Annotated in this window: 16 protein-coding genes; 12 read left to right on the top strand and 4 right to left on the bottom strand. The window is 63.6% G+C overall.

What is annotated here, in order from left to right:
- Nucleotides 1–44 precede the first annotated feature (44 nt).
- Together PKKP23_RS21855 and PKKP23_RS21860 are read right to left on the bottom strand one after the other, a co-directional pair.
- Entirely contained in the window at nt 45–1589 is a 1545-nt protein-coding gene (locus PKKP23_RS21855; protein WP_017776331.1) for a methyl-accepting chemotaxis protein, read from the bottom strand.
- Between the two features lie 177 nt (nt 1590–1766).
- A complete protein-coding gene (locus tag PKKP23_RS21860) occupies nt 1767–3335 on the bottom strand; it encodes a methyl-accepting chemotaxis protein (protein WP_161978131.1) in 1569 nt (522 codons plus the stop codon).
- 452 nt (nt 3336–3787) lie between these two features.
- Between PKKP23_RS21860 and PKKP23_RS21865 the strand changes: the two genes are divergently transcribed.
- From PKKP23_RS21865 to PKKP23_RS21875, 3 genes are all read left to right on the top strand, one after another.
- Nucleotides 3788–5227, top strand: a complete 1440-nt coding sequence (locus tag PKKP23_RS21865) for a purine-cytosine permease family protein (protein WP_126878397.1) — start codon at nt 3788–3790, stop codon at nt 5225–5227.
- Between the two features lie 109 nt (nt 5228–5336).
- Nucleotides 5337–5879: a VOC family protein gene (locus PKKP23_RS21870; protein ID WP_126878398.1), complete on the top strand. Its 543-nt coding sequence runs from the start codon at nt 5337–5339 to the stop codon at nt 5877–5879.
- A 20-nt stretch (nt 5880–5899) separates the two neighbouring features.
- Nucleotides 5900–7486 (top strand): phytoene desaturase family protein, encoded by a 1587-nt coding sequence (locus PKKP23_RS21875; protein WP_126878399.1) that lies wholly within the window; start codon nt 5900–5902, stop codon nt 7484–7486.
- A 63-nt stretch (nt 7487–7549) separates the two neighbouring features.
- Here PKKP23_RS21875 and PKKP23_RS21880 read toward each other — a convergent pair whose 3' ends face one another.
- On the bottom strand, nt 7550–8461 hold the full coding sequence (locus PKKP23_RS21880; protein ID WP_017776336.1) for a LysR family transcriptional regulator: 912 nt from the start codon (nt 8459–8461) through the stop codon (nt 7550–7552).
- Between the two features lie 179 nt (nt 8462–8640).
- On the opposite strand from PKKP23_RS21880, the gene PKKP23_RS21885 reads away from it, so the two are divergent.
- From PKKP23_RS21885 to PKKP23_RS21910, 6 genes are all read left to right on the top strand, one after another.
- Nucleotides 8641–9663, top strand: a complete 1023-nt coding sequence (locus tag PKKP23_RS21885; protein WP_161978132.1) for an AraC family transcriptional regulator — start codon at nt 8641–8643, stop codon at nt 9661–9663.
- A gap of 218 nt (nt 9664–9881) precedes the next feature.
- Nucleotides 9882–10994: a porin gene (locus tag PKKP23_RS21890; RefSeq protein WP_240659091.1), complete on the top strand. Its 1113-nt coding sequence runs from the start codon at nt 9882–9884 to the stop codon at nt 10992–10994.
- 267 nt (nt 10995–11261) lie between these two features.
- Nucleotides 11262–12059 carry an SDR family oxidoreductase gene (locus tag PKKP23_RS21895; RefSeq protein WP_017776339.1) on the top strand — a complete coding sequence of 266 codons (798 nt, stop codon included), beginning with the start codon at nt 11262–11264 and terminating at the stop codon, nt 12057–12059.
- 36 nt (nt 12060–12095) lie between these two features.
- Nucleotides 12096–13340, top strand: coding sequence for a styrene monooxygenase/indole monooxygenase family protein (locus PKKP23_RS21900; RefSeq protein ID WP_126878401.1), 1245 nt, complete (start codon nt 12096–12098; stop codon nt 13338–13340).
- A gap of 10 nt (nt 13341–13350) precedes the next feature.
- Nucleotides 13351–13896, top strand: coding sequence for a flavin reductase family protein (locus tag PKKP23_RS21905; RefSeq protein WP_126878402.1), 546 nt, complete (start codon nt 13351–13353; stop codon nt 13894–13896).
- Between the two features lie 47 nt (nt 13897–13943).
- Nucleotides 13944–14738 (top strand): cyclase family protein, encoded by a 795-nt coding sequence (locus PKKP23_RS21910; RefSeq protein WP_126878403.1) that lies wholly within the window; start codon nt 13944–13946, stop codon nt 14736–14738.
- Between the two features lie 83 nt (nt 14739–14821).
- On the opposite strand, the gene PKKP23_RS21915 is transcribed toward PKKP23_RS21910, so the two are convergent.
- Nucleotides 14822–15850 carry an AraC family transcriptional regulator gene (locus PKKP23_RS21915; RefSeq protein WP_168724588.1) on the bottom strand — a complete coding sequence of 343 codons (1029 nt, stop codon included), beginning with the start codon at nt 15848–15850 and terminating at the stop codon, nt 14822–14824.
- 442 nt (nt 15851–16292) lie between these two features.
- On the opposite strand from PKKP23_RS21915, the gene PKKP23_RS21920 reads away from it, so the two are divergent.
- Genes PKKP23_RS21920 through PKKP23_RS21930 form a run of 3 tightly spaced genes read left to right on the top strand, consistent with a single transcriptional unit; the run spans nt 16293 to nt 20484 of the window.
- The gene (locus tag PKKP23_RS21920; RefSeq protein ID WP_126878405.1) at nt 16293–18491 is read left to right on the top strand and encodes a thiamine pyrophosphate-dependent enzyme; all 2199 of its coding nucleotides are present in this window, start codon (nt 16293–16295) and stop codon (nt 18489–18491) included.
- A gap of 53 nt (nt 18492–18544) precedes the next feature.
- Complete coding sequence (locus PKKP23_RS21925; RefSeq protein WP_126878406.1) at nt 18545–20062, top strand: indolepyruvate oxidoreductase subunit beta family protein; 1518 nt, start codon at nt 18545–18547, stop codon at nt 20060–20062.
- The gene (locus PKKP23_RS21930; RefSeq protein ID WP_126878407.1) at nt 20059–20484 is read left to right on the top strand and encodes an acyl-CoA thioesterase; all 426 of its coding nucleotides are present in this window, start codon (nt 20059–20061) and stop codon (nt 20482–20484) included. Before PKKP23_RS21925 ends, PKKP23_RS21930 begins: the two co-directional genes overlap by 4 nt.
- Nucleotides 20485–20486: the final 2 nt, after the last annotated feature.

Below are 20486 nucleotides of genomic sequence, written 5' to 3' on the forward strand. Positions count from 1 at the left end.
GCGGCTCGCCGTTGCAGCAGCCGCCCGAAGATGATTGGTACGCCTTATTGAACCCGGAAGATCGCCACGGCCGATTTCAACTCGCCCGCTTGCGATTCGAGCGATGACGCGGCGGCTGCCGCCTGCTCGACGAGCGCGGCGTTCTGCTGGGTCACCGAATCCATCTGCGAGACGGCCTGGTTGACCTGGCCTATCCCCTTGCTTTGTTCAACCGATGCGGCGGCGATCTCGCCCATGATGTCGGTCACGCGCCGTACGGACTGCGTCACCTCTTTCATCGTCGCGCCTGCGGAGTCGACGAACTGCGTACCGTCTCGCACACGGTCCACCGATTCCTGAATCAGCTCCTTGATCTCCTTCGAAGCCGACGAAGAGCGCTGGGCCAGCGAGCGCACTTCGGCGGCGACCACCGCGAATCCGCGTCCCTGTTCACCCGCGCGTGCCGCCTCCACGGCGGCGTTCAGCGCCAGGATGTTGGTCTGAAAGGCGATGCCCTCGATCATGCCGACGATGTCGGCGATCCGGTCCGAACTTGCATGGATGCCGTTCATCGTCTCGATCACCTGGCTCACGATATGGCTGCCACGCTCGGCAACCTCCATGGCCTGGGCGGTGACCTGGCTCGCCTGGCGCGCGTTCTCGGCGTTCTGGTTGACGGTGCCCGTCAGCTCTTCCATGCTGGCTGCGGTCTCCTGCAGGGCAGCCGCCTGTTCCTCGGTGCGCTGCGAAAGGTCCTGATTGCCGGCCGCAATCTCGCTGGTTGCGGTAGCAATCGAATCGGTCGATACCTTGATCGAGCGGATCGTGCCAGCCAGCTGGTCCTGCATGCGTTTCATCGAGAAGAGCAGGCTGCTGCTGTCGCCGGGCGCGGTCTGCACCTTGAGAGCGAGGTCGTTGTTGGCGATGTGCTCGGCGATTTCGGCGGCGTACGCCGGCTCGCCGCCGAGCGTGCGCAGGATGCCGCGGTTGATGACCACGACGATGACACTCAGCAGCGCAGCCGCGACGGCCAGCAAACCGATGCTTTGATAGAGTGCGGATCGGAAGGCGGCGTCGATATCGTCGATGTAGACGCCTGTCATGAACACCCAGTCCCACGGACGATAGCTGTCGTTATATGAGAGCTTCGGAAAGACGCCTGTCGCGTTAGGCTTGGAAAACGAGTAGGAAGTGAAGCCGTGTCCATCGCGTTTGATCTGATCGAGCACGTCGCGGTAGAGCAGCACGCCGTTGGGGTCGGCGAATGAAGCCATGTTGCGGCCTTGCAGCTCAGGCCTGAACGGGTGCATCAGTACGACGGGTTGCGAGTCGAGAATCGTGAAGTAGCCCGAATCACCGTAGCGGATGTCGCGTATGACGTCGAGTGCCCGTTTCTTCGCTTCGTCTTCGGTGATCTTGCCGGCTGCCGCCTGCGCGGCGAACGTCTTGACCACACTGAGTGCTGCCTGGGTGGCATGCACGAGATCGGTCTTTCTTTCATCCAGACGGATCGTGCGTGTTCGCCACGCATCGGTCACCGCCAACGTGGCGAGACAGAGCAGGCTGGCCAAAAGCGGCATCCATAACTTCTGCGAAAAAGACAACTTCATCACCGACACACTCCTTGTGGGAAACGAACGCGAGTCCGTCGGCTCGCGCCTCTTCTGCTATGTCAGTGTTTACGACGATCCTTTCGAAAACGTGAGGGTTTAGCGCAAGAATATTTCCTCAGACCTCCATACGATTAGTACTATCTTTCGCAGCGTGCCCACAGCATTGCACGCGTATCAGCGGTCTGTTTCTCTGAGCCTGAAGGCCGCCATCGCAACGTCGAGTGTGCTGCTTTGATCGAGCAACCCCTGCGCGGCCGTGGCAGCTTCGTTCACCATTGCCGTGGTTTGCGCAACCGATTCGCTGAGTTCCGAGACCTTTCCGCCTATCTCGCCGGCTGCGAGGCTCTGCTGGTGCGTGGCATCGGCAATCGAAGCCACGATGCCTTCCACTTCGGCAATCGCTGCGGCAAGCCGTTCGATCGTGCGGCTGTTGGCCACCACCTGGCTTGCTCCCGTGTCGATCTGCGCGAGTGCATTGCTGACCACCTCGCCGATCTCTTTGGCCGCTTCCGCGCTGCGTTGCGACAGCGCGCGCACCTCTGCCGCGACCACCGCGAAGCCGCGTCCTTCGGCGCCGGCACGCGCGGCTTCCACGCTCGCGTTCAAGGCAAGAATGCTGGTCTGAAAGGCGATCGATTCGATGGTCGCGGAAATGCCCGCGATCCGGTGCGCCTGCGTGCTGACGGCCAGCATCGTGTTGTCCGCTTCCTGGGCGGAATGGAGCCCTTGCGCGGCCAGCGCGGTGGCGCCGCGCATTCGTGCGTGCGCTTCGGTCGTGTTGTCGCGGTTGTTCTGCACCGCCTGACTGAGTTCTTCGATGGCAACGGCCGCCTGTTCGAGCGCCGCGGACTGCCGCGCCGCACGATTCGAGAGATCCGCCGTAGCCGACGCGATTTCGCCGGCTGCATGACGTGTGGCGAAGGAGCCCGCACGCATGTCGGAGACGGCGAGCAGAAAGCCCCGTCGCATCACGTCGAGGGTGTGGGCAAGCCGCCCGGCGCGATAGTCTTGCTTGCCCGCCGGCACCGCACGCGAGAGATCGCCGGCTGAAAACAGCCTCACCGCGTCGAGTGCTTCGGTAAGCGAACGCGCGGCCTTGCGACCCTTGCGTGCGACATAGAGCAGGACGCCGGCCGCCGCACCGATGAGCGCGGTATCGGCGCCTTGCATTGCGTCGAGCGGCGAGAGCCGCTGCAACGCGAATGCAGCGCTACCGCCGAGAACCCCCGAGGCGAGGACAGCGAGCACGCGCCACGCCCGTGGGCCGAGCGCCGTGGAAAGCCACTGCACCGAGCCGCGCGCCACGACGGCGCCTGCGCGTATTGCGTAGCGGCCCTTCGCTCCGGCCTTCCATTGACCGTAGGCTGTCTCGGCCAACGCTGCCTGCTCACTGTCAGCACGTGTTCTGACGCTGACGTAGCCCACCACCGCGCCATGACGCACGTCGGCCGCCACCGTGGTGAGCGTCCAGAAACCGCTGCCGTCTTTGCGCCGCAGTTTCTGCAGACCTGTCCACGTGCAGCCGCGCGCGAGGGTGGCCCAGACGTCCGCGCCCACCTGGTCGGGCATGTCGGCGTGATAGAGCACCTTGGTGGAGGCGCCGCGTAACTCGTCGAGCGTGTATCCGGTCACGTGTTCCCAGCGCTCGTTGACGTACGTGATCTTCCCTTGGGCGTCGTTTCGGGTAATGAGGTACTCCTCATCGTCGAGGAGGTCGGGTAACGCGGGCGAAGTGTTTTTCATGAGGAGCGGTGGGAACGCGAGTCGGAACGATGGCTCCGATGGTGCGTAACCTTGCGCGCCGCGACCATCCCGCCACTGCAAGCGGACGTTCAAAGATCCGCCCAGTGCACAAATCTGCATGACATGTGCGCCCAGGCAGGGAAAACCCAATTTCACGCCAGCCGTGGACAGTGAATGCGCTGCATGGATAACCCCCGGCGGGTGGACGACCTATCGTTGTCTTGCATGTCGACACACCTCTTTGCCGCATAGAACAAACGGGCCCGATTCGGGCAGGCGTGCATCGAGCCGGGCGCAGGCGAGGCGCCCTGGTTTCTTCACTTGCGGGATATCTGTTGCCGGAACCGGATAGCCATACGATTTGTGGACCTCGAACATACGCCGGAGCACAGGCCGGTGCGAGGTGAATCTCGCGCCGCATACGAAGAGACCAAATCGAAGAGGAGTGGAGCATGAAGGACGAAAGCCTCGGCAGCGTGATGGAAGATCACGCGCTGGAACGGGTACCCGACAACGCCCGTCAGGGATGGCTCGCGCTGTCTTGGAATACGGCAGGAATCGTGACGACGCTCGTGCAGCTCTTTCTCGGCGCGCTCGTCACCTTCGTCGCGGGATTGAAGATCGCGTTGCTGGCGGGGGTCTGCGTGACGGTTCTCGGCGCGCTGCTCGGCTGGGCATGCGGGCACGTGGCATACCGTTCGGGGCTGTCGAGCACGGTGATGTCGCGACACTATGGGTTCGGGCAGAAGGGATCGATCATCTCGTCGCTGATCTTCGCGTTCATGATCATCGGCTTTCTCGCACTGGAGAATGCGCTGCTGTATCGCGGCTTCATCTTCTACCTCGGCATTGCGGATACCGTGGTGGCACGCATCGTGATCTACGGGTTACTCAGCATTGCCTGGGTTCTGTTGACGGCGTACGGGTTTGCGCTCGTCGCACGCGTTTCGTCGATCACGCTGGTGTTTTTCCTCGCTGTGCTGGCCTATATCGCGCACAGCGTCATCACCGGGGCGGGGCACTCGCTTTCCGAACTCGTCTCGTTCGGCTCGCAGTTTCCTGCCGACGTGCTCAAAGCCATGGGCGCGGACGACGACGTGAAGAAGTTCATTTTCTGCGTGAACGTGCTGATCGGTTCGGCTGGCGCGCTGGCACTCGTGGATGCCGACCTTGGCCGTTACGCGCGGCGTTCGCGCGACATCGGCATCGCTGCGCTGATCGGCAACATCATGATGGACGTGCTGATGCTGGGTCTGGGCGGCGTCATCATGTATGCGGGCATCCCGGCGCTGGTGGACTTCTACATGCGCACGGCAGGCATGTCCCACGAAGCGGCGATGCATGCGGCGCTGCAAAGCCCGGACAGCATCACGGCGGCATTCGTCGTGTTCGGCGGCGCATTGGGCGCGCTTCTCATGGTGCTGGCGCAGAGCAAGGCGCAGGTCATCAACACATATAGCGCGTCGCTGTCGCTTTCGAACCTGTTCGACGCGCTGAACGTGCGCCCTGGCCGCCTCACGTTCGTGATCGTCGCGAACGTGATCGGGCTCTTGATGCTCTACGGGCAGATCCTTGCGCTCGTCAATTCGTGGATCACCATTCTCGGCGTGCTCACGACGGCATTCGCGGGCGTGATCGTTGCCGACTTTTTTATCGTGAGGCGCCTTGCGCCGTCGCTGGATACAGGTGCTGATCGGCCTGCGGAAATCGTCAACTGGGCCGGCGTGCTGACTTCGATCGTCGCAGTCGGGGTGTCGCACTATCTGCTGGCGCGTGTCGTACCGGTGGAGGCGCTCGCCACCATCGCTATCTGCATCGTGTTGTATCCGGTGCTGCGCCTCACCGTGCTCAAGCCGGCACGGAGCACGCAGACGGCTTCAGCGGGCGTGTGAGCGTAGCGGAATCGTTCGGGTAACAGGCTATTGCCTGGCGATCCAAATCAAAAGAAAAGCCGCCCGCGGGGTTGAAGGAAATCCCGCTGCGGCACAACAGGAGAACAGAATGGGACACGCGAGCTTGCCCGGCGTGATGCACGTGGATCACGTCGCATTGACGGTGCCGGACCTCGATGAGGCCGTGCGCTTTTATCGCGACATGCTGGGCGCAATCGAGCTTTACCGGATGGGCCCGTTCGACGCGGCCGAGTTGCCTGCCACAGCGGACGGTACGGACTGGACTGCGGCACATCTGAACATCGCCGGCGCGCGGCTCAACTTCGTGATGATGGCGCTTGGCAAGAACCTGATGCTCGAGCTGTTCCGCTATGAACGGCCGCTCGATGCTGCGCAGAAGCCGCCGCGCAATTGCGATATCGGCGCGAGCCACATTGCGCTCAAGGTCCAGGACCTGGACGAAGCCCTGGCGTTCCTGCGCGAGCGAGGCGTGCGCGTCATGAACGGGCCCATCGTGGTGGACTGCGGCCCGTGCGCCGGCCTGAGGGTGAACTACTTTCTCGACCCGTTCGGCAACCAGCTTGAACTGGTGGAGTACGGGCATCTGCCGTTCATGGACGGTACGGACGCGCCGCTGTTCGGCCGCGCGTAAGCAAACAGACACAGACAGGTATGCAGATGCGGGAAGAAGCGGACGTCGTCATTGTGGGCAGCGGGATCAATTCGCTCGTCTGCGCAGCGGTGCTGGCGCGGCGGGGCAAGCGCATCGTCGTTATCGAGCGCAATGCCGAGGCGGGCGGCTGCATTCGCAGCGAGGAACTGTTTCCAGGCTACGTCCACGACGTGCTCTCGTCGTGGTATCCGCTCTTCGTGGGCAGCCCGGGCTACGCGGAGTTGAAAGACGATCTGCATGCAGCTGGCCTCGAATTTGTTCAGGGTAACTACACAACGGGCGTCGTCACGCCCGATGGTCGGTCCATGGCGTTTCGCCAGGATCTCGACGACACCGCGCGGCAGTTCGACCAGCGGCACTCGGGAGACGGTGCGGCGTTCGCCGCGGCAGCGGGCCGTTTGTTCGGTGCCGATGCGGCGCTGACCTTCGGGCTGATGGGCGAGAACCCTTATGGCTGGAAGATGGCCCGTTTGCTGTGGCGCGAGTGGCGCGCGCGCGGTGTGGACGGCCTCGCGGCGTTCGCGGGCAGTGCGCTGGAGAGTTTTCGACGCTGGAGCGCGCGTGAATTGCATTCGGACCTCGTGCGCGCGGCCATTGCGCCGTGGGCATTGCATACCGGGCTGGGGCCGGACGATGCGGGATCGGCTTTGATCGGCAAGTTGACGTTCGCCGCTGTGGTGGCCGGAGGCATGCCGGTGGTGAAGGGCGGCAGCGCGAATATCGTCAAGGCATTCCGTTCGGTCATCGAAAGAAATGGCGGCATCGTGCTGACCGGCACGGAAGTGGAACGCGTCGTGATCGAGCGGGGTAGGGCCGTTGGCGTGGATGCGGGTGGCCGGACGTGGCGCGCGCGACAGGCCGTGGTGTGCAACGTGACGCCGGGCCAGCTCTATGGACGGTTGCTGCCCGAGGCCCCGCCGCAGTGGCGTGAGCGCGCCGATGCCTATTACTTCGGCCGCGGCGACATGCAGATTCATTTCGCACTTTCGTCGCCGCCCGACTGGGTGAACGGCGAATTGGCCCACGTGCCGCTCGTGCATCTGACCGAGAGCATGGAGTCCGTGTGCCTTTCGGTGGCTCAAGCGAACAACGGCCTTATTCCGAGCCACCCGACCATAGCGATCGGCCAGCCCACGGCGGTGGATCCGAGTCGCGCACCAGCGGGCGGCGCGATTCTGTGGCTGCAACTCCAGGAGATGCCATCGCGTTTGCGCGGCGACGCGCTGGGCGAGATCGACGTGCCGGCCGACGGCACCTGGACCGACGCGGTGCGCGAGCGCGTAGCAGACCGTGTGCAACGCCGACTCGAATGCGTGATGCCGGGGCTCGCGGACAAGATCGTAGGGCGCCGCGCCTATTCGCCTGCGGACCTTCAACGCCTCAATTGCAACCTGGTGGGCGGCGATCCCTATTCGGGCGTGTGTTCGCCGGATCAGTTCTTCTGGCTGCGGCCCTTCGCCGGCGTGAAGGGGCGCCGCGTTCACGCTACACCTTATGCCAACCTCTATCAGATCGGTGCGTCCACGCACCCGGGGCCCGGGCTTGGCGGCGCGTCGGGATGGATGGTCGCGAACCGGCTCGCATGACGCGGCACCTGCGCGCGTGTGTGCTCATACACAGGCGCGGGCAGGTTCGCGCTGCGCGGACGCTCACGCGCGCGCGTCGCTCAGCTTCGCGATGACGAGTTCCCTGATCCAGCGGTTCGCTGCGTGGTCGTCGAAGTCCGCGTGCCAGTGCACCGTCACGGTGACGCCTGGAATTTCCGCGGGTAAATCGTAGACCGCAAATTCGTTCGCAGGATTGAGCAACTGAACGGCGCGCCGGGGCAGCGTCACGATCCATTCGGTACGGGCGAGGATGTGCGGCACCACCGTGAAATGCGGCACCTGTAGTGCGATCTGCCGATGGATGTTGCGCTTGCGGAAGTTTTCCTCGATCTGGTGATGAGCGCTTTCGAGCGAGCCAACCAGCACATGAGGGGAAGCCAGATAGCGTTCCAGCGTCATCGTGCGTTTAGGCAGGCCGGTGCGGCGCCGCGTCATGCACACGTAATCCTCGTGAAAGAGCGGGTGGTGGCGTGTGCGTGCCGTCAATGCCGGCAGGTTGCCGATGGCGAGATCGAGCCGTCCTACCCGCAGCGCTTCTTCGAGTTGCCCGAGCGGGACCGACTGGATGTCGAGGCGCACGTGCGGCGCGCATTCTTCGAGTGCGGCGCAAAGTGTGGGCAGAAACGCGAGTTCCCCGATGTCGGACATGGAGATCCGGAAAACCCGTGTGCTGGTGGTCGGCTCGAACGGCACCATCAATTGCAGTGCGTACTCCGCCGCCGCCATGGCGCGGCGCAACGGCTCGCGCATTTCCAGTGCCGCCGAGGTGGGTTGCATCTCATTGCCGCTGCGCATGAAAAGCGGATCGTCGAGAATGGCACGCAGCCGGCCCAGCGCATAACTCACCGCGGGCTGAGACAGCCCCAGCCGGTTTGCCGCGAGCGTGAGATTGCCCTCGTCGAGTATGGCGTGGAAAACGCGCAGCAGGTTCAGATCGATGCGGGAGGTATCCAAAGAGGGCTCGCGGGTGGTCGACGCGTTGAATGGCCGCCTTGAAATGGCGGCTTCTGTCTGGCGGTCAGTCTGGATTGCCAATAAATCATTCTATCCGGCTGCCGAAATTTGATCGATTCGGGAAAATGCCACCATTTTCATATACTTCGGGTACCTCCCACCTAACCGGGTACGCCGCGATGGACATCCTCCCGTCTACCTTCAATCGCAAGCCGGACGCGTTCGATCATTTCAGCGTCGAGATCGAAGGCCACGCCGACCCCGATCTCGTGGTCGACACGGTGGCGCGCGCGTTCAAGCCGCACCGCATGTCGATTGCCGAGCCGGCGCGTTCGCTGGACGCGGCGTTTCGCTCGCTCAAGGTGGGCAACCTGCAGATGTTTTATCTGCAATACGGCGCGCGCGTGGACGTCGATCCAGGCACGCTGGACGACTTCACGCTCATCCAGATGCCGATTCACGGCTTCGCGCGGTACGTGAGCGGGGCCGAGGAAGTGATGGGCGGTCCGGGCACCGCAGCGGTGCTGTCGCCGCGCGAGGCCACGCGTCTGCATTTTCCCGCCGACCTGCGGCAGATCATCGTGCGCCTAGACCAGAAGGCGCTTGAACGCGCCTGCGTCGAGCATCTCGACGCGTTGCCGGGCAAGGCTATCCGCTTTCATCCCACGCTCGACCTGGGCACGCCCGCGGGCGTTGCGTGGCGCAGCGCGCTGGAACACATCGTCGTCGGTAACGTTGCCTTTCCCGCGCTGCTGCAGTGCCCGTCTTACGCGGCACGCTGCGAGCGCATGTTGATCGACACCCTGCTATTCGCCCATCCGCACAATCTCTCGGACCACTTTCGCGGCGGACAGAACCGGCGCACGATCACGCCGGCCTACGTGCGGCGCGCCGAAGACTATATGCGTGCGCACATTGCCGATGTGACGTCGGTCGACGAAATCTCGCGTGCGGTCGGTGTCAGTTCTCGTGCCTTGTTTTATGCGTTCAGGCAGACCTACGACCAGACGCCGATGGCCTATCTGCGCGAACTGCGTTTGAAGGCCGTGCATGACGAACTGAAATCCGGCGATCCGGCCGCCATACGCCTCACCGACGTCGCCATGCGTTGGGGCTTCGCCCACTACGGGCATTTCGCTTCGCACTATCGGCGCCGTTTCGGCGTTCGCCCTCAAGACACACTTCACTCGCGCGGCAGCTAGCCTCGTTCGGAGCGCTTTTTCCCATTGTGCCGCGCCGTGTTTCGAACACACGTTGCGGCGCGTGACGAAGTCTTCTTCACCACGCGGATGCACGCTGCAGGAATCGGATAGCCAGTCTCGTTTTGGAATTTGATGATCCGCACATGCGAAGCAGCTTTGCTGCACCAGCATGAAAAGGATCACGGAGCAAAACAACTGACTGTCTGAGGAGAGTGGTGATGAGCGGCAAAAATCGAAAAATGCGGCAATTCCGGGGTAATGCCATCTCGATGGCGTTGTGTGCTGCTGCGTCGTTCGTGCCTTTCACGGCGCGTGCACAAAGCAGTGTGACCCTGTATGGCCTGATCGATGCGGGCATCGACTACAACACGAACGTAGGCGGCAAGCATCAGGTGTCGATGGGTACGGGGATCCTGTCGCCGAATCTGTTCGGATTCCGAGGCAAAGAGGATCTGGGTGGCGGCTTGTCGGCCATCTTCCTGTTGGAGGGGCAGTTCAACGCGGGCAATGGCGCGCTGATCGGCAACGAATTCGGGCGGCAGGCATATGTGGGCCTGAGCGATACAAAGTGGGGCACGCTGGTTGCCGGGAACCAGTATGACTTCATGTTCACCTCGCTCGCGGTGAAGCGTTACGGGCCGGAATTCCCGTTCGTCTCGTTGCAGAACCTGCGGCAGGGCCCGTTCAACGGCCTTGGCGTGCCGAACCAGCCCACGGGTGCGTTCGACTTTGACCGCGTGGCCGGCGAGCGGATCACGAACTCGGTGAAGTATGAGAGCCCCAGTTTCAACGGCCTGAGCTTCGGTGCGATGTACGGGCTGGGTGGCGTAGCGGGTTCGTTTTCACAGAACAGCTCGCAGAGCTTCGGCATCGACTATGCGAACGGCGTCTTCAATCTGGACGCGGCGTATACGTACGTGAAGTATCCGGGCATCAACAACGGCAATTCAGGCATCCGTAACTTCGGTGCGGGCGGCGGTATCGTGCTGGGCAACGCCTATCTCGATGCGCTCTACACCTACACGAAGAACACGTTCACGGGGGCGCGCGTCGACGTGTATGAACTGGGCGGGATCTACAACTTCGGCGGCGCATTCCATCTGGTCGGCGCGTACCAGTTCATGGACGGCAACAAGGTGCTCAATGACAACAAGGCGCACCAGATCAACCTCACGCTCGACTACTCGCTCTCCAAGCGCACGGACGTCTACACGAGCGTGACGTACCAGCACGCCACAGGCGACGGCGCACAGGCGCAGATCATCCTGTTCGGCCCGTCTGACGGCAAGAACCAGATGGCGTTGCGCGTAGGGATGCGCCACGTCTTCTGACGCCCGGCAGCAACGCGCGCAGCGCCGGCACCACGAGTGCATAGCACAAAGGCCGCAACTGGGCGCGTTGCTGCATCTGCACAGATGACATGCATCGCACCTCGAGCGAATACCGGCAGACAGCGGATAGCGCCTGCGGGTCCTGGATAGGTCCATGCCATTGTGGCGAGCCATCATCCTTTCACGACATCTCGTCGGGCGGTTTCCGGGCAGCCCCTATAAGCGGGGGCCGCGGGCTTCGAATTCGTTGATCAGGAGGAGGTTCTCGTGAAAGGTCTTGAGGGCAAAGTGGCAATCGTGACAGGCGGCGCCACCATCATCGGAGCCGCTGTGGTGCAGGCGCTCTGCAGTTACGGCGCAAAGGTGGCGCTATTCGACATCGATGCGGCGGGCGGAGAGAAAGCCGCATCGGCGCATGCCGGGGCCGTGCGGTTCTGGCCGGTCGATATCGTCAACGACGAGCAGTTGAGCGCAGGCGTGGCCGAGGCGGCGGCACACTTCGGGCGCGTGGATTTTCTCGTCAACCTCGCCGCAACATATCTCGACGACGGCGCGCGATCGGGCCGGCGCGACTGGCTCACTGCGCTCGACGTCAACGTGGTGAGCGCCGTCATGGCTGCGCACGCGGTACGTCCGCACATGGTCGCCGCGGGCGGCGGCGCCATCGTCAATTTCACCAGTATCTCGTCGAAGGTTGCGCAGACGGGGCGCTGGCTCTATCCCGTTTCGAAGGCAGCACTGGTTCAACTGACACGCAACATGGCGATGGATCTCGCCGCGGACACTATTCGTGTGAATTCGGTGTCGCCGGGCTGGACGTGGTCGCGCGTGATGGACGAACTCACGCATGGCGACCGGGCAAAGACGGACCGCGTGGCTGCGGACTATCACCTGTTGCGGCGTGTAGGCGACCCGCGCGAAGTGGCCGACGTGGTGGCCTTTCTGCTCTCGGAACACGCTTCGTTCGTGACAGGGGCGGACTACGCCGTGGATGGCGGCTACTCCGCGATGGGCCCCGAGCAGGCCGTGCCGGCCATTGCCCGTCTTGCCAGCGAGGGCGTGTAGCCCGCGAACCACGTCAATTTGAAAGGAGAACTAGCCATGCGTCGAATCGCAATTGTGGGGGGCGGCCAGGCAGGCCTGCCGTTGGCGTTCGGGCTGCTCGAACAGGGCTACGAAGTGACTGTGGTGAGCAATCGCACGCCGGAGGACATCCGCGGCGGCAAGGTCATGTCGAGTCAGTGCATGTTCGACCCGGCGCTGCAGATCGAGCGCGATCTTGGTATCAACGATTGGGAGCGCGCGTGCCCCGAGGTGCACGGCATTGGCTTCGCGGTGCCGCATCCTCAGGAGCGCGGCGCGAAGGTGATCGACTGGAACGCGCGTCTCGACAAGCCGGCGCAGTCGGTCGACCAGCGCGTGAAGATGTCGGCGTGGCTGGAGCAGGTCGAAGCGCGCGGCGGCCGTCTTGTGATTCAGGATGCAGGCGTCGCCGAGCTCGAAGCGCTCGCCGACACGCACGACCTCGTCGTTCTCGCCGGCGGCAAGGGGGAGGTGGTGCGGCTCTTCGAGCGCGACGCGTCGCGTTCGCCGTTCGACAAGCCACAACGTGCGCTCGCGCTGACCTACGTGCACGGCCTCGAAAAGACGCCAGACTATGCGCGCATCTCTTTCAACATGATTCCGGGCGTAGGCGAATACTTCGTGTTTCCCGCGCTGACGCTCAGCGGGCCCTGCGACATCATGGTGTTCGAGGGCGTGCCGGGCGGCCCGCTCGATTGCTGGCGCGACGTGCGCACGCCGCAGGAGCACCTGGCCGCGAGCAAGCGCTTTCTCGAAGGCTATCTGCCCTGGGAAGCCGAGCGTGCAAAGCACGTCGAGCTGACCGACGACAAGGGCATACTGGCCGGCGCCTTCGCACCGACCGTGCGCAAACCGGTATTGACGCTACCTTCGGGGCGCCCGGTGTTCGGTCTTGGCGACGCGGTGGCCACGAACGATCCCATTACGGGACAAGGTTCGAACAACGCGACGAAGGCGTGCAAGGTGTACCTCGATGCGATTCTCGCGCGTGGCGAGCAGCCGTACACGCGCGAGTGGATGGAGGACACGTTCGAGCGTTTCTGGGACTACGCGAAGTGGGTCGTGCAATGGACCAACTCGCTGCTCACACCACCGCCACCGCATATCCTCAATCTGCTTGGTGCGGCGGGGCAGTTGCCGTCGCTCGCGAGCGCGGTGGTGAACGGCTTCAACCATCCGCCGCGCTATTTCCCGTGGTGGGCCGATGAGGCCGAGTGCGAACGTTTCATCGCCAGCCATCAGACGGCCGCTTCCGTGGCTTGAGGAGAACAGCATGTCGACCTGCATTGCCGCTGATATGGCCTCCACGGATTCCGGTTCGGCGTGGGGCAGCGTGGATGTTCAACCCGCCGCGCTGCGCAAGCTGTTTGGCGCCTATCCCACGGGTGTGGCGATCGTCACGACGCGCGGACCGCAAGGTCGCGCGATCGGACTCACTATCAATTCGTTCGCATCGCTCTCGCTCGACCCGCCGCTCGTGCTATGGAGCCTCGTCCAGCATTCCCCGAGTCTCTCTGCTTTTCAGGACTGCTCGCATTTCGCGATCAATATCCTGGCCAGCGACCATGAGGCGCTGGCACGACGCTTTGCGAGTTCGGCGATAGCGGACAAGTTCGCGGACGTAGCGGTGGCGGAGACGCCGGAGGGCGTACCTGCCATCGAAGGCGCTATTGCCACACTGGTGTGCGCGCACGATCATTGCCGGCAGACAGGCGATCACCTGCTCTTCGTGGGGCGCATCGTGCGGACGGCCGGAGACGGCGGCGCGCCACTGGTGTTTCATGCGGGCCGGTTCACATCGCTGGACCCGGTTTCCTGAGCTTCATTTCACATCACACCCTCGACTGATACTGACGGAGACATCCCATGACGTCCACGGCCCAATCGATATTGCCCGCGCTGGCCGCGCAACTTGCAAGCGGCGCCGTCCGCGTGATCGACCTCACGCAGACGTTGTCGCCGTCGTTCCCCGCGCTGCAACTGCCGCCGCAGTTCGGGCAGGTTCAGCCGTTCAAGATGGAGCGCATTTCGCACTACGACGAATCCGGGCCGGCGTGGTACTGGAACAACTTCTCGTGCGGCGAGCACACGGGCACCCATTTCGACGCGCCCGTGCATTGGGTGAGCGGTCGCGACTATCCGAACAACAGCGTGGATACCATCGCGCCGGAAAACTTTGTCGCGCCAGCCGTCGTCGTGGATGCGAGCGCGCAGGTACGCGAGAACGAGGACTGGGTGTTGACGGTGGATTTCCTCGAGGGATGGGAGCGGGCGCATGGACGCATTCCGGCGCATGCGTGGGTGCTGTTTCGCACCGATTGGTCGAAGCGCGCCGACAATCCGGCGGCATTCCTGAATGTGCGCGAAGACGGCGCTCATACGCCCGGGCCGAGCCAGGAAGCCGTGGAGTGGCTGATCCAGCAGCGCGACGTGCACGGCTTCGGTGTGGAGACGATCAACACCGATGCAGGTCAGTCCTACGCGTGGCCGGTCGCCTATCCGTGCCACACCCTGATGCATGGGGCGAATCGCTATGGCCTGCAATGTCTGAAGAATCTCGATCAGTTGCCGCCGCAGGGGGCGCTGATCGTGTCGGCGCCGCTGAAGATCGAGGGTGGCTCGGGCAGTCCGCTTCGTGTGCTCGCGCTTGTGGAAGCGTAAGCCGACCCGTTTGAGATCTGCAAGAGGGTGACTCGCCGGCCCGTGGTTGGGGCCGGTTTTTTTGTTTTCCGCGTTATTGACGTTTATCGTCTGCGCAGCGTCTGACTCGGGCTTTCCCCATACCGCAGCTTGTATTCGTTGCTGAAGCGGCCCATATGAGCGAACCCCCAGCGCAGTGCGACACCCGACACGTTGGAGACCTCGCCCGTCATCAACTCCGTGCGCGCGCACTCCATGCGCAGGTCGCGCAGATACTGCATCGGGCTCACGCCCAGAAACTCTTTGAAGCCGGCATAGAGGCTGCGCATGCTAACGCCCGCTACCAGGGCTAGTTGCTCTGCGCTGATCGGCTCGTGCGCATTCGCCTTCAGATAATCCTGGGCGCGCCGGATGTGCCGGGGCAGGATGGTCGTGCGGCGCACGGGGCCCGTTTCGCTGTAGTTATGACGATGCGCCGCGAGCAGCGTGGAGGCCGCCAGCTGCTCGATCTGGTCCATCACGAGCTTGTGTTGCGCAAGTTCGGGAAACTGCGCGGAGCACTCCGCCAGATAGTTCATCAGACAACGCCACGCTACCGTGTCGCGCCAGCGGAAGCCGAGTTCGAAGCGCAGCGGGCGGTCCAGGGGGTGACCCAGGTAGCCGATCAACGTACGTTCCACGAGCGAACGCGAAATGCGCAGCATGAATTGCTCGTTGCCCGCTTCCCACCGCATGCGCGTTTCGTCGTCGGGACTCAGTACAGAGGCCAGCTCCTGCGTCGATTCGATCTGCTGTGCACCGCTTCGAATCTCTGCGCCGCCAGTGAGGGGCATCTGCACCAGAAAAAAGCTTTCGAGCGGACCGGGTTCGATCTCGACCGTTGCCCCATAACGCAAGCGGCTCACGGAGAGGTCGCCTAGCGCCGCGTGGTACATCCGTGCGTCCAGCCGCGGGCCGTGCCCGACCACGCCAAGGCGGTGCGGTTTCATCACTCTTCCCACCATGGAGCGTACTTCGTCGATATCGGCTGAGGCGAACAGCAGCCGTTCGCGATCGCCGAGCGCGCGTTCGACCGGCATGCCGGAAAGAGGCGCCGCGCGAACGACGGTGGTGGATGACAGGGCAGTAAGCATGGCGGTACCCCACGAACAGCGGGTGTGCATTACGGTGCCTGAAGCTGCCGTTCGGTGGCTTCAGGCACCAGATGTTCTTCTGTAGCGGCGTGCGTGACGCGAGAGTCGTTACGCAAGAACCATGCCGCTATATATGATTTTTCATGCAAGCGTGCGGCGCAGCGCAGCGATTGCATGAATCGCGTTCGATCGTACGCCTGAGTCTGGATGACGGGAATCCGCAGAAAACCTGGCATCGGCAGTGCGTTTCGCCACCCGTTATTGCGGGAGACGGCGTCCGCTGACCGGCCCCGGAGCCGCTTCCTATCCCGATCGTGCAGCGTTTGTCCGCGGCCTGCAAAAAGTAGAAACACATGATTAATCATGTATTGACGCATGCAATGTGGCCGACGAAAGTGCACCCATGAACTGAGTGTGGGACGAAACGCTAGAGAGGAGCACGATGGCCGAGCGGTCGTTTGTGGAGGAAGTGAAGAAGCTGCGTCTTGGCGACGGCGAGCTGTTCAGCGGCGAGGGCATTCTCGCCGTGACGAAAGCGCTGCTCGAATCGGGCGTGGCCTATGTGGCGGGCTATCAGGGCGCGCCGATTTCGCACCTGATGGATGTGCTTGCCGACGCGCAAGACGTGCTTGCCGAACATGGCATCCGCTTCGAGAACAGCGCGAGCGAAGCCACGGCGGCTGCGACCCTGGCCGCTTCGGTCAACTATCCGCTGCGCGGTGCCGTCACGTTCAAGGCGACGGTGGGCACCAACGTGGCGTCTGACGCGCTCGCGAATCTTGCGTCGGGCGGCGTGCTGGGCGGCGCGCTCATCATCGTGGGCGAAGACTACGGCGAGGGGTCGTCGATCATGCAGGAGCGCAGCCACGCGTTCGCGATGAAGTCGCAGATGTGGCTGCTCGATCCGCGTCCCAACCTGCCGTGCATTGTGCAGGCCGTCAAAGACGGTTTCGATCTTTCCGAAGCGAGCAGTACGCCCGTCATGTTGCAGATGCGCATTCGCGCGTGCCATGTGCACGGTCAATTCGTGACGTCGGCGAACCGACGCTCGGCATTCACGATCAAGGACGCACTGGAGCAGCCCACGCGCGACCTGAGCCGCATCGTGTTGCCGCCTGCGAGCTTTCAGCACGAAAAGGAGAAGGTGGAGCAGCGCTGGCCCGCGGCCATCCGCTTCATTCAGGAACGCAAGCTCAACGAGTTCTTCGCGGAAGATGCGGCGGACGTGGGCATTGCATTGCAGGGCGGCACCTACAACACGCTGATCCGCGCGCTCACGAAGCTGGGTTTCGCCGACGTCTACGGCGAAACGAAGATTCCGCTTTACGTCATGAACGTGGCGTATCCGCTGGTGGACGACGAATTCGAGCGGTTCTGTCGCGGCAAGCGCGCGGTACTCGTACTCGAAGAGGGCCAGCCGAATTTCGTCGAGCAGAACGTGGGCAGCATTCTTCGCACGCTGGGCATCGAGATCGAACTGCACGGCAAAGACCTGCTGCCGCTTGCGGGCGAATACAACACCGCGACGGTACTGGCCGGCGTGCGGGCGTTTCTCGAACGATACGGCGTGCTCCAGGCACAATCCGTGGTGCAGCCCGCGGCAGAGGCAGTGGCACCGCAGCGCAAGGTCATCCCGGTGGTGGCCGCGTCTAGCCAAAGCGAGGACGCCAACGAACTGCCCGCGCTCGATCACGCCGTGCATGCGCGGCCGCCCGGTTTCTGCACCGGTTGTCCCGAGCGCCCCATCTTCACCGCGATGAAACTCGTCGAGCGTGAACTGGGCCCGCATCACGTGAGCGCCGACATCGGTTGCCACCTGTTCTCCATTCTTCCGCCGTTCAACCTCGGCAACACGACGATGGGCTATGGCCTGGGTGGTGCCGGTGCTGCCGCGCTCAATGCGCCGGCCGGCAAGCGCGCAATCTCGGTGATGGGCGACGGCGGCTTCTGGCACAACGGGCTCACGAGCGGTGTGGCCAATGCGGTGTTCAATCGCAGCGACAACCTCACCGTGATCGTGGACAACAGCTATACGTCGGCAACGGGTGGTCAGGACATTCTGTCTTCCACGGCGCTCAATCCGACGCGCAGCACCGGACACGAAATCGAACGGGCGGTGCGTGGCGTGGGCGTGCAATGGGTTCGCACGATCAAGCGCACGTACGACCTCAAGGCCATGACGGCGACGTTGCGCGAAGCCCTGACCACGAAGGTGAAGGGGCCGAAGGTGCTGATCGCCCAGAGCGAATGCATGCTGAACAAGCAGCGGCGCGAGAAGCCGAAGGTGCGCAAGGCCATTGCCGCGGGCGAGCGCGTGGTGCGCGAGCGCTTCGGCGTAGACCCGGATACGTGCACAGGCGATCACTCGTGTATCCGGCTCTCGGGGTGCCCATCGCTTTCGATCAAGCCGAATCCCGATCCGCTGCGTCGCGATCCGGTTGCCACGGTGGTGGACAGCTGTGTGGGCTGCGGCTTGTGCGGCGAGGTTTCGCATGCGGCGGTACTGTGCCCGTCGTTCTATCGCGCGCAGATCGTCAGTAATCCGACGCGTATCGACCGGTTGCGTCAGCGTGTTCGCAACGCCGTCATCGGCTGGTTGCAGCGCGGCGAAGCGAAGCGGCGCGCGCGGTATGCATTCTGAGGACGGCGCCATGAAAACGAGCACCCGTAACAACGCATTGCAGGAGTTCCACCATGGTTGCTGAGCCAATCAAGATCGCGATACTCGCCATGGGCGGGGAAGGCGGCGGCGTACTGGCCGACTGGGTCGTCAACCTGGGCGAGGAGAACGGCTATTTCGCGCAGACCACCTCTGTGCCCGGCGTCGCGCAGCGTACCGGCGCCACGATCTATTACGTCGAGTTGTTTCCGCACGGTGCCGAACCTGCGCCGCGTGCACCGGTACTCGCGCTGATGCCCATGCCGGGCGACGTGGATATCGTCCTAGCGTCCGAACTGATGGAAGCTGGGCGCGCAGTGCAGCGCGGCATCGTCACGCCCGAACGCACCACGTTGATTGCATCGAGCCATCGCGTGTACTCCATCGCGGAGAAATCGGCAATGGGCGATGGCCGCGTGAACAGCGATGCGCTGGCACATCACGCGCAACGCGCCGCGAAGCGCTTCGTCAGCTTCGATATGGCGCAGGTGGCGGAACGAACCGGCAGTGTCATCAGCGCCGTGCTGTTCGGCGCCCTGAGCGCCGCGGACGTGCTGCCGTTCAATCGCGCGCAGTTCGAGGCGACCATCGAGCGCGGCGGCGTAGGCGTCAAGCCGAGTCTCAAGGCATTCGATGCGGGCTATACGGCTGCACGCGCGGCGCGCCCGGCAGGCGGGGCGGAGGCTACCGCGACGCCTGCTTCAACGGTCGGCAACCCGCGCGACCCTGCGGTTGCCGCGCTCGTCGAGCGGGTACGGGCTTTGCCCGCCGACGTTCAAACGCTCGCGCTCGAAGGCGTGCGGCGCCTGCTCGACTACCAGGACGTGCCGTATGCGGACTTGTATCTGGACCGGCTCGATGCGGTGCGCCTCGCATCGCGCGACGCCGATGCCGAATTGCTGGGCGAAACGGCGCGGCACCTCGCACTGTGGATGTCGTACGAAGACACGATTCGTGTGGCAGACCTGAAGACTCGCGCGAGCCGCTTCGAGCGGGTGCGCGGCGAGGTTCGCGCGAAGGCCGACCAGCTGTTGCAGATCAACGAGTTCATGCACCCCCGCATGGACGAGATCTGCGAAACCTTGCCTGCGCCGCTGGGCCGCTGGCTTGCGCGACCGCACGCGGTGCACCGTTTCGTGGCGCGCTTCACCACGGCGGGCCGCGTGGTGCGCACGAGCGGGCTGGGTGGCTTCCTGCTGCTGTATCTGCTGGCGCGCTGGAAGCGCGGGCGGCGCACCACGTTGCGCTACGCGCTCGAGAACGCGCGTATCGAGACCTGGCTCGCTCGCATTCGCAGCGCAGCGGGTGTGGATGCAGTACTGGCGCTCGAAATCGCCCGTTGCCAGCGGCTCGTGAAAGGCTACGGCGACACCCATGCACGCGGTCTGAAGAATTACGAAGCCTTGATGGCTGTGGTGGATCGGCATCTGCGCTCGCTTGCGCCGCGCACGTTGCGCGAACTTAGAGAGGCCGCGCTTGCCGACGAGCACGGTCACCAGCTTCGCGCATGCCTCGATCGCCACGCGTTTTCGCTCGGAGGGCAGCCCGCATGAGCCCGCGCAAATTTTCGAAGCCGCACCGCATCCGCTTCGCCGAATGCGATCCCGCGGGCATTGTGTTTTACCCGCAGTACTTCGTGATGTTCAACAACCTGCTGGAAGCGTGGATCGACAGCCTGATTCCGGAGGGCTTCGCCGGTTATATCGGCAAGCATCGGTTCGGCTTGCCGACGGTCCGCCTGGAAGCGGATTTCCGTGCCATCAGCCGCATGGGCGACGACGTCGAACTGACGCTTGAGGTGGCGCGCCTCGGCGGCAAGTCGCTGACGCTCGCGCTCAGTTGCGTGGGTGCGGACGGCGAGGTGCGCATGAGCGTGACCCAGGTGGTGGTTTCCACGTCGCTGGAGACGCACCGTGCAATCGATATTCCCGACATTCTGCGGCGGGCTCTGACCGCCGATGCGGTCAACGGGTAAGA

The organism is Paraburkholderia kururiensis JCM 10599 = LMG 19447 (genome assembly GCF_003986935.1).
Lineage (GTDB): Bacteria > Pseudomonadota > Gammaproteobacteria > Burkholderiales > Burkholderiaceae > Paraburkholderia > Paraburkholderia kururiensis.